The sequence below is a fragment of the Acidovorax sp. SUPP2539 genome, assembly GCF_030158975.1.
Classification (GTDB): domain Bacteria; phylum Pseudomonadota; class Gammaproteobacteria; order Burkholderiales; family Burkholderiaceae_C; genus Paracidovorax.
Window position 1 is genome coordinate 424,010 of the sequence record NZ_BQXJ01000003.1, and the last position, 12,012, is coordinate 436,021.

At 64.2% G+C, this 12,012-nt stretch carries 12 protein-coding genes; 3 read left to right on the forward strand and 9 right to left on the reverse strand.

Annotation, left to right across the window (positions count from 1 at the left end):
* Positions 1 to 3 precede the first annotated feature (3 nt).
* From AVTE2539_RS13210 to AVTE2539_RS13230, 5 genes are all read right to left on the reverse strand, one after another.
* The gene (locus AVTE2539_RS13210) at positions 4 to 426 is read right to left on the reverse strand and encodes a DUF4087 domain-containing protein (protein ID WP_284411230.1); all 423 of its coding nucleotides are present in this window, start codon (positions 424 to 426) and stop codon (positions 4 to 6) included.
* Entirely contained in the window at positions 423 to 1,322 is a 900-nt protein-coding gene (locus AVTE2539_RS13215) for a glycoside hydrolase family 19 protein (protein ID WP_284411232.1), read from the reverse strand. Before AVTE2539_RS13215 ends, AVTE2539_RS13210 begins: the two co-directional genes overlap by 4 nt.
* A 107-nt stretch (positions 1,323 to 1,429) precedes the next feature.
* Entirely contained in the window at positions 1,430 to 2,086 is a 657-nt protein-coding gene (locus AVTE2539_RS13220; RefSeq protein ID WP_284411233.1) for an HD domain-containing protein, read from the reverse strand.
* A gap of 40 nt (positions 2,087 to 2,126) precedes the next feature.
* Positions 2,127 to 3,050 (reverse strand): ornithine carbamoyltransferase, encoded by a 924-nt coding sequence (gene argF, locus AVTE2539_RS13225; RefSeq protein ID WP_284411235.1) that lies wholly within the window; start codon positions 3,048 to 3,050, stop codon positions 2,127 to 2,129.
* A gap of 10 nt (positions 3,051 to 3,060) precedes the next feature.
* Positions 3,061 to 4,257 carry an aspartate aminotransferase family protein gene (locus AVTE2539_RS13230; protein ID WP_284411240.1) on the reverse strand — a complete coding sequence of 399 codons (1,197 nt, stop codon included), beginning with the start codon at positions 4,255 to 4,257 and terminating at the stop codon, positions 3,061 to 3,063.
* Between the two features lie 254 nt (positions 4,258 to 4,511).
* Between AVTE2539_RS13230 and AVTE2539_RS13235 the strand changes: the two genes are divergently transcribed.
* Positions 4,512 to 4,844, forward strand: coding sequence for a DUF3579 domain-containing protein (locus tag AVTE2539_RS13235; RefSeq protein ID WP_272567835.1), 333 nt, complete (start codon positions 4,512 to 4,514; stop codon positions 4,842 to 4,844).
* Positions 4,845 to 5,097: 253 nt separating this feature from the next.
* Here AVTE2539_RS13235 and mqo read toward each other — a convergent pair whose 3' ends face one another.
* The gene (mqo, locus tag AVTE2539_RS13240) at positions 5,098 to 6,807 is read right to left on the reverse strand and encodes a malate dehydrogenase (quinone) (RefSeq protein WP_284411242.1); all 1,710 of its coding nucleotides are present in this window, start codon (positions 6,805 to 6,807) and stop codon (positions 5,098 to 5,100) included.
* A gap of 306 nt (positions 6,808 to 7,113) precedes the next feature.
* Complete coding sequence (gene rpsT / locus AVTE2539_RS13245; protein WP_284411244.1) at positions 7,114 to 7,413, reverse strand: 30S ribosomal protein S20; 300 nt, start codon at positions 7,411 to 7,413, stop codon at positions 7,114 to 7,116.
* A gap of 181 nt (positions 7,414 to 7,594) precedes the next feature.
* Here rpsT and murJ point away from each other — a divergent pair, with 181 nt between their 5' ends.
* On the forward strand, positions 7,595 to 9,160 hold the full coding sequence (murJ, locus tag AVTE2539_RS13250) for a murein biosynthesis integral membrane protein MurJ (RefSeq protein ID WP_284411245.1): 1,566 nt from the start codon (positions 7,595 to 7,597) through the stop codon (positions 9,158 to 9,160).
* A 73-nt stretch (positions 9,161 to 9,233) separates the two neighbouring features.
* A complete protein-coding gene (locus AVTE2539_RS13255; RefSeq protein ID WP_284396124.1) occupies positions 9,234 to 10,088 on the forward strand; it encodes a SirB1 family protein in 855 nt (284 codons plus the stop codon).
* A gap of 46 nt (positions 10,089 to 10,134) precedes the next feature.
* On the opposite strand, the gene queF is transcribed toward AVTE2539_RS13255, so the two are convergent.
* On the reverse strand, positions 10,135 to 10,980 hold the full coding sequence (queF, locus tag AVTE2539_RS13260) for an NADPH-dependent 7-cyano-7-deazaguanine reductase QueF (protein ID WP_284411247.1): 846 nt from the start codon (positions 10,978 to 10,980) through the stop codon (positions 10,135 to 10,137).
* Between the two features lie 73 nt (positions 10,981 to 11,053).
* Positions 11,054 to 11,950 (reverse strand): 2OG-Fe(II) oxygenase, encoded by an 897-nt coding sequence (locus tag AVTE2539_RS13265; protein WP_284396119.1) that lies wholly within the window; start codon positions 11,948 to 11,950, stop codon positions 11,054 to 11,056.
* Positions 11,951 to 12,012: the final 62 nt, after the last annotated feature.

A 12,012-nucleotide genomic window follows, 5' to 3' on the forward strand; every position in this document is an offset into this window, starting at 1 on the left:
GCTCTACTTCAGAGGATTTTCTGGCTCTTTTCCGATCAGCGTTTTATCTTGCCGACATGTTGTGAGAGGCAACGAGCGCGCCGAGGAAATTTTTATCACCTCTTGTGTATCAGATCTAGCGCTCAGTTTTAGACAAGCGCAACCGTAGCCTGCGCTACCCGTTCCAGTTGCGACCCATCGTGCTTTTGGAAAGGTGGGCCATTTGCCTTCAGCTTGGTGGCCTCCCTGCATGCCGACTGTCCATTCCCCGTCCTTGTCTACGAGTGTGGCATTACCTGGCGTTGGATTGTCAAACCAGCCGCAACGGTTTGTTGTGTCGGCAGGGGAGGCCGCCCATGCGAGATTGCCAGCCCCTAGCCATAGCAAAGCACAGAAATAACGAGTGATTTTGTAGGTGCAGGGGGTTTTCGACGAAGAACTTGTCATGGCTTGACGGGGAGAGGTGTAGTGATGTTCGGGCGTGCTTTCAAAAGAGCAGCTTCAAATTTTTTTGCGATCTGCGAGATATCTTCGGCATGATCACTTCCATTAACCATCCTTCGTGCTGATGCATAATTCGTGGCATCTCCAGAAAAATACTGGGAAAATCGATGCCCATTCGCGAATCCTTTGCCTGTTCGCATTCCGTACGACATCAAGGCATAAGCGATTTCAGGAGTTTTTACTAGTTCTGGATCATTCAGTAAAGTGAGGCCGCGTCCAATCGCTATTCCAGCAGTGGCATAGTTGGACCACCAAGTAAGCTGAACATAGCCTCGACCAAAATAAGCATGTTCAATTCCATCATCACTGTCATAAATCTTGCTTGCAGATCCTCCATCTTTGGTTCCCATTTTTGCACCTTTGGTGAGCGGTGAAATAGCGCCTCCATCTAAGATTTTAAATTGGTCTCCATCTTGCTCAGTAATTCGTGTCCAGCCATCTGGCATCAACTTGACTTTGACGGGTTCGTGATATTTCCTGCCTTTGCCTTGACCGATTTCATTAACAGGAGCCATGGTCATCAGCCATTTTTTTTGTTTTAAGATCACTGGATTTTTGTTTTTGTCCAGTAGAGGTTGCCCTTTTTTGTTTTTTGCAACTTTTGTAATGCTGATGGGTGATGTTGTTTCCCACATTGCAGTTGCCAGCATGTAAGCTGCTTGGCGCACATCATTAATATTCGTATCGCGTTCAATCATGCTGAGTAAATTCAGCATGTCTGGTATGGCGGCTGCGTTATATCTTCCGCTTGTGCTGAATTGCTTGATAAATTCCGTTTGAAAAATGATCTTATTGTACGGCCCAATATGGTGGTAGTTGGTTTTTTGTGGCGCTGACATTGATGGATAAGGCTTTGGCTCAAAATTTCATTTTATGGCGCCGCTTTAATTTTCAAATTTTCAAGTTGTAATTTTTGTACAATTGCTGCTTACTCTCTATAGAGATATCAACGCTTTCGTAACGTTTGTAATGCCATGCTAATGTTTTCGCGAGCTTGGGCTTCTCTTTGGAATTGGAACCAAGGCGTGGCATAGATCCATGGCCGATCCAGAAACGACCGCAGCACCGCGGTGCGCCCCGCGACGTAGCGCGGCCAACGCACGAACCGGTATTCGCGCCGCACGTTACGCTCGAATTCGCCATACACCTCGGGCGGGGCGCCCAGCACGGCGAGATCGATGTCCACCACCCAGCACGCGTCGCCCTCCAGCGGCGCATCGGGCGTGTGGCGCGTGTCCATGATGTGGCGCTCCACCGTCTGCACCAGGCCCTCGGGCAACCGCTGGGCCAGCAGGAACCGACGCGCCCATTGCGCGCTGCGTTCTTCGTTGTGCCCGCTCCAGGGCCAGTAGATCGCGTCGTGGAACCACAGGGCCAGTTCGACCGCGTGCGGCTGCTGCAGCGCTGTCGGCTGGGCGGCCTGCACGGCCTCCAGGTGCAGGAGGCAGGCGTGCAGGTGGCGGGTGTCGTGGTAGGCGCGGGGCCAGCGGCTCCAGTGGCGCAGCAGGCGCCGGCCCTCGGCGGTCCATGCGGGGCCGGCACGCTCCAGCGCGGCGCCCAGGGCCTCCCAGCGCGCCAGCAGTTCAGCTTGGCTGGGCTTCATGCGGCGGCGGTTGGGGCGGAGGGCGTGGCGATTTCGGCTATCAGCTGGTGATGCGGCCGAGCAGCAGGTATTCCATGAGTGCTTTCTGCGCATGCATGCGGTTTTCGGCCTCGTCCCACACCACGGACTGCGGGCCGTCGATGACGTCGGCCTCGACTTCCTCGCCGCGGTGGGCGGGCAGGCAGTGCATGAACAGGGCGTCCGGCTTGGCGGCCGCCATCATTTCGGCATCGACGCACCAGTCGGCAAAGGCCTTCTTGCGCTCTTCGTTCTCGGCCTCGTAGCCCATGCTGGTCCACACATCGGTGGTCACCAGGTCGGCACCGGCACAGGCTTCGAGTGGGTCGCTATAAAACTTATAGCTATCTGCCCTAGAACCATTTGCGCCGAGGGCCAATTTCTCATTGATCTCGTAGCCGCGCGGCGTGCTCACGTGGACGGTGAAGCCCAGCAGTTCGGCCGCCTGCAGCCAGGTGTTGGCCATGTTGTTGCCATCGCCCACCCAGGCCACGGTCTTGCCCCGGATGGTGCCGCGGTGCTCGATGTACGTGAAGATGTCCGCGAGGATCTGGCAAGGGTGGAACTCGTTCGTCAGCCCGTTGATGACCGGCACACGGGAGTGGGCGGCGAAGGCCTCGATCTTGGTCTGCTCGTAGGTGCGGATCATCACCAGGTCCACCATGCGGCTGATGACCTTCGCGCTGTCCTCGATGGGCTCGGCGCGGCCCAGTTGGCTGTCGCCCGTGGTCAGGTGCACCACGCTGCCGCCCAATTGGTACATGCCGGCCTCGAAGCTCACGCGGGTGCGCGTGCTGGCCTTCTCGAAGATCATGGCCAGCGTGCGGTCGGTCAGAGGGTGGTGCTTCTCGTAGCTCTTGAATTTGCCCTTGATGACGGCCGCGCGGCTGAACAGGTAGGCGTACTCGTCGGCGGTGAGATCGTTGAATTGCAGGTAATGCTTCATAACGGAACGTTCATTCGGCGAGCAGCGCCTTGACCAGGGGAACCAGCAGGGCCACGATTTCGTCGGCCTCGGCCTGGGTGAGGATGAGCGACGGCACCATGCGGATCACGGTGTCGGCCGTCACGGACAGCAGCAGCCCGGCTTCGGCCGCGCGGCCGACCAGCGCGCCGCAGGGCTTGGTCAGTTCCACGCCGAGCATCAGGCCCTGGCCGCGGATTTCCTTCACGCCGGGCAGGCCGCCCAGCTCGCGCTCCAGCGCGGCCTTCAGGTGCGCGCCCACGACGGCGGCGTTCTGCAGCAGGCCGTCCTCTTCCATGATGCGGATGGTTTCCACACCGGCGCGCATGGCCAGCGGGTTGCCGCCGAAGGTGGTGCCGTGGTTGCCGGGCGCGAAGATGTTCGCGGCCTTGGGGCCGGCCACGACGGCGCCGATCGGCACGCCCGAGCCCAGGCCCTTGGCCAGGGGCATCACGTCCGGCACGATGCCGGCCCACTGGTGCGCGAACCACTTGCCGGTGCGGCCCATGCCGCACTGCACCTCGTCGATCATCATGAGCCAGTCGCGCTCGTCGCACAGTTGGCGCAGCTGCTGCAGGTAGTCGATGCGCATGGGGTTCACGCCGCCTTCGCCCTGGATGGTCTCGAAGAACACGGCCACCACGTTCGGGTTGCCTTCGGTGGCCTGCCGGATGGCGTCGATGTCGTTCATCGGCACGCGGATGAAGCCCTCCACCAACGGGCCGAACCCGGCCTGCACCTTGGGGTTGCCGGTGGCCGACAGCGTGGCGATCGAGCGGCCGTGGAAGGCTTTTTCGTAGACCACGACCACGGGCTTGTCGATGCCTTTGTCGTGGCCGAACTTGCGGGCCAGCTTCAGCGCGGCTTCGTTGGCTTCGAGGCCCGAGTTGCAGAAGAAGACGTTGGTCATGCCCGAGCGTTCGACCAGCTGCGCGGCCAGTTGCTCCTGCAGGGGCACGTGGTAGTAGTTGGAGCTGTGGATCAGCTTGGCGATCTGCTCCTGCAGCGCGGGCACCAGCTTGGGGTGGTTGTGGCCCACCGTGTTGACCGCGATGCCGCCGAGCGCGTCGATATATTGCTTGCCGTCCACGTCCCATACGCGCACGCCCTGGCCACGTTCCAGCGCGATTGGCAGGCGGCCGTAGGTGTTCATCACGTGGGGCGAGGCGGCCGGGGCGGAAGCGGTCATGCGGAAATCTCCAGAGAAGGGCAATGCGAAAGGGGGAGGGGGCTGAGCCGGCTCGTGGCCGGCAAAACGAAGCACGATTCTAGGGGCAGGGCTTTGCATGGCTGTTGACGATTGCGCATCACAGCCATGCGCCGTCCAGCGCCGATCCAGGGGTCTTTGGATGGGTTAGCTCTTATATAAGAGTTAGAATGCCGGCCTGTGGCGCGCCATGCGGCGATCCTGCGGCGACTTCCCCCCAACGACCCCCGATCCTGATGGTTTCCCCCACCTCCAAAGAAGTTTTCATCCAGGGCATCACCCTCGACGGGAAAACCTTCCGCCCCAGCGATTGGGCGGAGCGCCTGGCGGGGGTCATGAGCCAGTTCCGCCCCGGTGGCGCCCGCCCCGGTAGCCACCTGAGCTATTCGCCCTGGTGCGTGCCCACCACGCTCAATGGCATCAAGTGCGTGATCGTGCACCGCGACCTGCAGGGCCACGAACCCATGGCCTGGGATTTCGTCATGAACTTCGCGCGCGACAACCAGTTGCAGGTGGCCGAGGCCTGCCTTCTGCCCGACCAAGCGCCTGACACCGCCCGCAAAGGCTGACGGCGCCATGTCGCAGCGCTCTGGCGCTGGCGGCGGGAACGAATAAATGGCCAAAGCCCCTTCGGGGGCTTTTTTCATGGGCGTCGGAAGACGGGCTGGCGAGCGCCTTCCGATCCGCGATTTCGAGGCCCGACCCAATCCGAGCCGACCCACCGCAGATGGCCTGCGCAGTCATGGAAAAAGCCCCGCACTGCGGCGTCGCAGTAGCGGGGCGATCAGGCGCGGCCGCAGCCGCGCAGGTGGGGCGCCGGCGTCAGAGCGCCTGCATTTCCTTGTTCGTCCTGGGGCCTGCGGCCTCCGGCGCCTTGGGCTGCGTGGGTACCACGCCGGCCGGCGTCGCCGCCGCCTTGCCCAGGGTGGCCGGCACGTCCAGGTAGGGCAGGTGTAGGGCGCTGCTGGTCATGCGGCGGATCTCGTTGGTCAGGGCCGGGTCTTCATTGAGCTTGCGGCCGTAGGAAGGAATGATCTCCTTCAGGCGCGCCTTCCAGCCGGTGTCCGTCATCTGCTGGGGGAAGGCCTTGGCCATCAGGTTCAGCATGATGTGCGGGGCGGTGGAGGCACCGGGCGATGCGCCCATCAGGGCGGCGATGGTGCCGTCCTTGTCGGACACGATCTCGGTGCCGAACTGCAGCACCGCGCCTTCCTTGAGGTCGCGCTTGATGACCTGAACGCGCTGGCCCGCGGTGATGAGCTTCCAGTCTTCGCGCTTGGCGTTGGGGAAGTAATCCTGCAGCGCGCGCTGGCGGTCGTCGTCGGTCAGCTCGGCCTGTTGCAGCAGGTACTTGACCAGGTCCAGGTTGTGGATGCCCACGCGCAGCATGCCCACCAGGTTGTCGTGCGTGACGGAAGAGAACAGGTCGAACCAGGAGCCCTGCTTGAGGAACTTGCTGGTGGCCAGCGCGAACGGTCCGAACAGCACGACGGGCTGGCCGTCCATGTTGCGGGCGTCCAGGTGGGGCACCGACATCGGGGGCGAGCCCGTGGCGGCCTTGCCGTAAGCCTTCACCGTGTGGCGGGCGGTCAGGGCGGCGTTCTCGATGGACAGGAACTGGCCTCCGACTGGAAAGCCCGCATAGTCCTTCGATTCGGGAATGCCCGAGGCCTGCAGCAGTTGCAGCGCGGCGCCACCGGCGCCCACGAAGACGAACTTGGCCTTGACGGTCCGTTCCTTGCCGCCGTCGCCCAGGTGGGCCACGGTCACGTTCCAGGTCTTGTCGTCGTTCTGGCGCAGCGCGCGCACTTCGTTTTGCAGGTGCAGCTGGAAGTTGGGGCTCTTGCGCAGGCCCTGGACCAGCTGGCTGGTCACGGCGCCGTAGTTGACGTCGGTGCCCAGGGGCATGAAGGTGGCGGCCACCTTCTGCTTGGGGTCGCGCCCTTCGATCATCAGGGGCGCCCACTTCTGGATCTGCGCCTGGTCTTCCGAGTACTCCATGCCGTAGAACAGGGGGTTCTTGATCAGGGCCTCGCGGCGCTTGCGCAGGTATTCGATGTTTTCGTCACCCCAGACGAAGCTCATGTGCGGCGTGGGGTTCACGAAGGTTTCGGGCGACTGCATGTTGCCGCGGCCGATCTGGTGCGCCCAGAACTGGCGCGACACCTCGAACTGCTCGGCGATGCCGACGGCGCGCTTGGTCTCGATCGTGCCATCGGGCAGCTCGGGCGTGTAGTTCAGTTCCGCGAAGCCCGAGTGGCCCGTGCCCGCGTTGTTCCAGCCATTGGAGCTTTCCAGCGCCACGCCGTCCAGGCGCTCGAACACCTCGATCTTCCAGTCCGGCTGCAGCTCCTGCAGGTAGGTGGCGAGCGTGGCGCTCATCACGCCCGCGCCCACCATCACGACGTCGACGGGCTGGTCGTTCTCGGCAGGAGGAACGGAGCGGGGAAAGAGCGGCCAGTACAGGAACAGGACGGCCGCAAGGATCAGCACCACAACGGCGCCGAACAATGCTTTGATCGACTTTTTCATAGATTTGGTTGGACTGATTGCAATTGAAAAAGCCTGCGCGGACTCGGCAGGCTTTCACGCGTATCAAAAATTGAAGCTCCCTGACATCGGGAATTGTCCCATTAGGTAAATACCCTGACAAACATCAAAGTTTCACGAAATCGGCCGGAAAAAAATGGACTCACCGGCCGCAAACCCGCATGGATATTGGGTTGGCTGTATTTCAGGCACAAAAAAACCGCCCGAAGGCGGTTCTTTCGTTTTGCTGACAGCGCACCCGTTACAAACGGCGGACGGCAGGGCCGTCCGGGCTGTTTGCCTGAAAGGTCAGGCGGCCAGGGCCAGGGCTTTCACCTTGGCGGACAGGCGGCTCTTGTCGCGAGCGGCCTTGTTCTTGTGGAAGATACCCTTGTCGGCGATGGTGTCGACGACGGCCTGCATCTTCGCAAACAGTTCGGTGGCCTTGGTCTTGTCGCCGGCCAGGACGGCCTTCTCGACATTCTTGACCGCGGTACGGTACTTGGAGCGCAGCGAGGTGTTCGCGGCGTTCAGCTTGACGTCCTGGCGGACGCGCTTGCGGCCGGAGGCGAGACGGGGGTTCTTTTTCTTGGGCTTGGCAGATGCCATGGTAAATTTTCCTTAAGTGTCTGAGGATGATGTCAGCAAAGCCCGCGATTATAGCCCAGCGACTTGGGTAGGGCAGCCGGGGTCTTTCGAAGCGATACAGGCGGCTCCCTTCGGTGAGGTCCGAGGGGCAGGCATTCCGCGGACCGGCGCCGGCCGCAGCGCAGCGCATACACTCGCGGCCGTGTCCCTGTTCAAAGCCGCCTCCACCGTTTCCCTGCTGACCCTGGCCTCCCGCGTGACGGGCCTGGTGCGCGATCTGCTGATGGCCTCGCTGTTCGGGGCCAATGCGCTCACCGACGCCTTCAACGTCGCTTTCCGCATTCCCAACCTGTTTCGCCGGCTGTTCGCCGAAGGGGCCTTCAGCCAGGCCTTCGTGCCCGTGCTCGCGGCGCACAAGGCCCAGCACGGCGACGAGGCCACGCGCCGGCTCATCGCCAGCGTGGCGACGGTGCTGTTCTGGGTGCTGCTGCTGACCTGCGTGCTGGGCGTGCTGGGCGCGCCGCTGCTGGTGTGGCTGCTCGCCAGCGGCCTGCGCCAGAGCGCCGGCGGGTTCGATGCCGCCGTGGTCATGACGCGCTGGATGTTCCCCTACATCGGCTTCATGTCGCTGGTGGCCCTCTCGGCCGGCGTGCTCAACACATGGAAGCGCTTCGCCGTGCCGGCGGCCACGCCGGTGCTGCTCAACGTCTGCATGATCGCCGCCGCCTGGCTGGGCGCGCCGCAGCTGGCTGCGCGCGGCATCGAGCCCATCTATGCCATGGCCGGCGGCGTGATGCTGGGCGGCATCACGCAACTGGCGGTGCAATTGCCCGCGCTGTTCCGGCTGGGCCTGCTGCCGCGCATCGGCCTCACCCCCGGGGCCATTCGCGCGGCGTGGCGCGATCCGGGCGTTCGCCGCATCCTCACGTTGATGGGCCCGGCGTTGCTGGGCGTGGGCGTGGCGCAGATATCGCTCATGATCAACACGCAGATCGCCTCGTACCTCGCGCCGGGCAGCGTGACCTGGCTGTTCTACGCCGACCGGCTCATGGAGTTTCCCACCTCGCTGCTGGGCGTGGCGCTGGGCGTGGTGCTGACGCCGCAACTGGCGGCCGCCAAGGCGGCTGGCGATGCCGCCCGCTACTCGTCCATGCTCGACTGGGGGCTGCGCATCGTCGTGGTGCTGTCCGTGCCGTGCGCGGTGGGCCTGCTCACCTTTGCCGAGCCTCTGGTGGCCACGTTGTTCCACCATGGCGCGCTGCAGGACAGCGACGTCGGCCAGATCGCCCTGGCCCTGGCCGGCTACGGTGCGGGGCTGCTGGGCCTGGTGGCCATCAAGGTGCTGGCCCCCGGCTACTACGCCAGCCAGGACATCCGCACGCCGGTGCGCATCGCCATTGTGGTGCTGGTGGTCACGCAGCTCCTGAACGCCGCGCTGGTGCCGCTGATCGACCATGCGGGCCTTGCGCTGTCCATCGGCCTCGGAGCCCTGATCAATGCGCTGTGGCTGCTGATCGGCCTGCTGCGGCGTGGCACCTACCAGCCCCAGCCCGGATGGGCCCGGCTGGCGCTGCAGGTGGTGGCCGCCAGCGCCCTGCTGGCGGTGCTGCTGATGTGGGGATCGCGCCATTTCGACTGGCTGGCCCTGCGGGCGCATGAGGGGCAGCGCACCGGGCTCCTGGCCCTGCTGATGGGCGGCGCGGCACTGCTGTATTTCGGGGCGCTCTGGGCGGCGGGCCTCAAGCTGCGCGAACTGCTGCGCCGCTGACCGCCTTCGCGCCGGGTTTTGTCCCTTCGGAACCCCGCTTGACGCGGCCCGGCACGCCCCTTACAACCCTCCAATGGCCCTGAGCTATTCCCTTCCCACTCCGCTGGAGTACTTCGCCACGCTGGTGCGCAGCGACGACCAGTTTCCCCTGCTGGAGGCGGCGGCGTCCATCGCCCAGGACGAGTACCCCGAGCTGGACGTGCAGCAGTTGCTCGGCGACGTGGACCAGCTGCTTGCCCGACTGCGCCGGCGGCTGCCCGCCGATGCGTCGTCGCTGCAGCGCCTGCGCTCGCTCAACCAGTTCTTCTTCGGCGACCTGGGCTTCGCGGGCAACGTCAACGATTACTACGACCCCGAGAACAGCTACCTCAATGCCGTGCTGCGCACGCGGCGGGGCATTCCGATTTCGCTGGCGCTGGTGTGGATGGAACTGGCCCAGGGGCTGGACCTGCATGCGCGCGGCGTCTCGTTTCCCGGGCACTTCATGATCAAGGTGCTGTTGCCCAAAGGGCAGGTGGTGATGGACCCGACCACGGGCCAGTCGCTGTCGCGGGAAGAGCTGTCCGAGCGGCTCGAACCCTACCGGCACCGCAGCAGCGGCCTGGTGGACGACTACGACATTCCGCTGGGCCTGTACCTGCAGGCGGCGCCGCCGCGCGACGTGATCGCGCGCATGCTGCGCAATCTCAAGGAGATCCACCGCTCGCAAAAGGACTGGGCGCGGCTGGTGGCCGTGCAGGACCGGCTCATCGTGCTGCTGCCCGACGCCTGGGGCGAGTGGCGGGACCGGGGCCTAGCCCATGCGGAGCGGGGTGACACGGCATTGGCCGTGGCCGATCTGGAGACGTACCTGGCGCGCGTGGAAGACGGGCTCGACATCGACGCCATCGCCGAGCGCGTGAGCCTGCTGCGCCGCGCCAGCAACTGAGGCGCAGCGCTGCGGCAACGGCGCCACCAGAGTTCTGTTGGCCCTCTTACTGGCGCGCCGTGCGCACGTTGGGTGGCAGGGCTTGCGGATGGCTGGTGCGCAGCGGGTTGATGTCCAGCCCGCCGCGGCGCGTGTAGCGCGCATACACCGACAGCTTGATCGGCTTGCAGCGCGTCCACACGTCCATGAAGATGCGCTCCACGCATTGCTCGTGGAATTCGTTGTGGTTGCGAAAGCTCACCAGGTACTGCAGCAGCCCGGCCTGGTCGATCTGCGGGCCGCTGTAGTGGATGCGCACGCTGCCCCAGTCCGGCTGGCCGGTCACCAGGCAGTTGCTTTTCAGCAGGTGGCTCGTGAGCGCCTCGGTCACCGGCGTCTCGGCATGGTTGGCCGATAGCAGCTCGGGGGCCGGCGTGTACTGCGTACATTCCACGTCCAGGCGGTCGAGCAGCAGGCCGTCCAGTTCCTGCACGGGCTCGCGGTCGAACAGCTCGGGCTGCAGCAGCTTCACGCCCACCGTGCCTGCGTGGGGCGCCCCGCGCCATACGGCTTCGCTCACGTCGGCGCGGATGCGGGCCTGCACTTCGGCGGCATCCGCGAAGCGCGTGTTGTTGAAGCTGTTCAGGTAGAGCTTGAACGACTTGCTCTCGACGATGTTCGGCGTCTCGCACGGCACCGTCACATGGGCGATCGCCACCTGCGGCTTGCCGCGCGGGTTGAGCCAGGACAGCTCGAACGCCGTCCACAGGTCGGCGCCGAAGAAGGGCGGCGTGTCGCCGATGCCGATCTCCGCCCGCTTGCCGGCCCGGGGGATCGGAAAGAGCAGGGCGGCGTCGTACTGGTCCGCATAGGCGGATGCGCGGCCCAGCTGCGATTGTTCGGGGGTGTTCATGGAACTCCGTGTTTCTGTTTGCTATTGATTTAATAGCTATGGAGACAATGAGAACTAGGGCGTCAGGCCGATTTCATTCGAATTTTCGTTCGCGCAGCCATTTGGTGGCGATCCACTTCTCGCCGGCGATCACCGGCGCGCCGCCGTGCAGTGTGCGCGTGGACGGGTGGGGGCGTTCGTAGCTGAAGAACACCGCGTTGCCCTGGCGCGGCGCGATCTCCAGGTGCACGTCGGGGAAGGTGGTGCCGCCGCCCTTGTCCGGGTTGTTCAGGTAGATCACCAGCGTGGCCACCCGCTGCCCGCCGCGGCGCAGGATGGTCGGCGTGCCGGGCTCGGCAGGGTCGAAGTAGTCGTAGTGGGGCTTGTACTCTGCGCCCGGGCGGTAGTGCAGCACCTGCAGGCCTTCGCCGTTTTCCAGCGGCCAGTTCACCAGCTTGGCGATGCGCTCTTCCAGGAGGCGCACCACCGCGTTCTCGCCGATCTGGAAGAACATGCCGTCGCTCGTGCGGTCGTCGTTCACCTCTTCGCCGCCCGTGCGCGTGGCCACGGTGAGCGAACGCGCCATGCGCGGCTCGGCTTCGGCCACCAGCGCTTCGCACTCCTCGGGCGAGAGCAGGTTGCCGAACAGCACCACGCGGGGCTGGGCCATGGACATGAGCACTTCGACCTGGCGGTCGCCCACGTCGATGAAGAGCGGCGATTCGCCCACGGCCGGTTCGGGCACGCGCGAGGCAGGAGGCTGCCCCTGCTGCACCGCCAGCGCTTCCAGGTGGTCGCGCAGCACATGCTCCATGGCGTGCGCGGCCACGTCCTCCCGCCAGCCCGCGTCGAGCATGGACTGGAGCACCACCGGCGCCTGAAAACCGGCCTGGGCCTGCGCGATGATCCATTCGCGCAGCTCCGGCGTCACGGATTGGGACGGGGCATCGGCCGGGGCGGAGGAGGTGGTCTGGCGGGAACGTGCGGGCATGGCGTGGTGGGCGTCAGTGGCGTTGGCGTTTCGGGGAAGAGAAGTCCAGTCGATCGTCGGGG

Coding starts and splice junctions, on each gene's coding strand:
- mqo (WP_284411242.1), bottom strand. CDS start 6,807: ATGAAAAAGTCGATCAAAGCATTGTTCGGCGCCGTTGTGGTGCTGATC.
- AVTE2539_RS13215 (WP_284411232.1), bottom strand. CDS start 1,322: ATGTCAGCGCCACAAAAAACCAACTACCACCATATTGGGCCGTACAAT.
- argF (WP_284411235.1), bottom strand. CDS start 3,050: ATGAAGCATTACCTGCAATTCAACGATCTCACCGCCGACGAGTACGCC.
- queF (WP_284411247.1), bottom strand. CDS start 10,980: ATGAACACCCCCGAACAATCGCAGCTGGGCCGCGCATCCGCCTATGCG.
- AVTE2539_RS13265 (WP_284396119.1), bottom strand. CDS start 11,950: ATGCCCGCACGTTCCCGCCAGACCACCTCCTCCGCCCCGGCCGATGCC.
- AVTE2539_RS13220 (WP_284411233.1), bottom strand. CDS start 2,086: ATGAAGCCCAGCCAAGCTGAACTGCTGGCGCGCTGGGAGGCCCTGGGC.
- AVTE2539_RS13255 (WP_284396124.1), top strand. CDS start 9,234: ATGGCCCTGAGCTATTCCCTTCCCACTCCGCTGGAGTACTTCGCCACG.
- AVTE2539_RS13235 (WP_272567835.1), top strand. CDS start 4,512: ATGGTTTCCCCCACCTCCAAAGAAGTTTTCATCCAGGGCATCACCCTC.
- AVTE2539_RS13230 (WP_284411240.1), bottom strand. CDS start 4,257: ATGACCGCTTCCGCCCCGGCCGCCTCGCCCCACGTGATGAACACCTAC.
- rpsT (WP_284411244.1), bottom strand. CDS start 7,413: ATGGCATCTGCCAAGCCCAAGAAAAAGAACCCCCGTCTCGCCTCCGGC.
- AVTE2539_RS13210 (WP_284411230.1), bottom strand. CDS start 426: ATGACAAGTTCTTCGTCGAAAACCCCCTGCACCTACAAAATCACTCGT.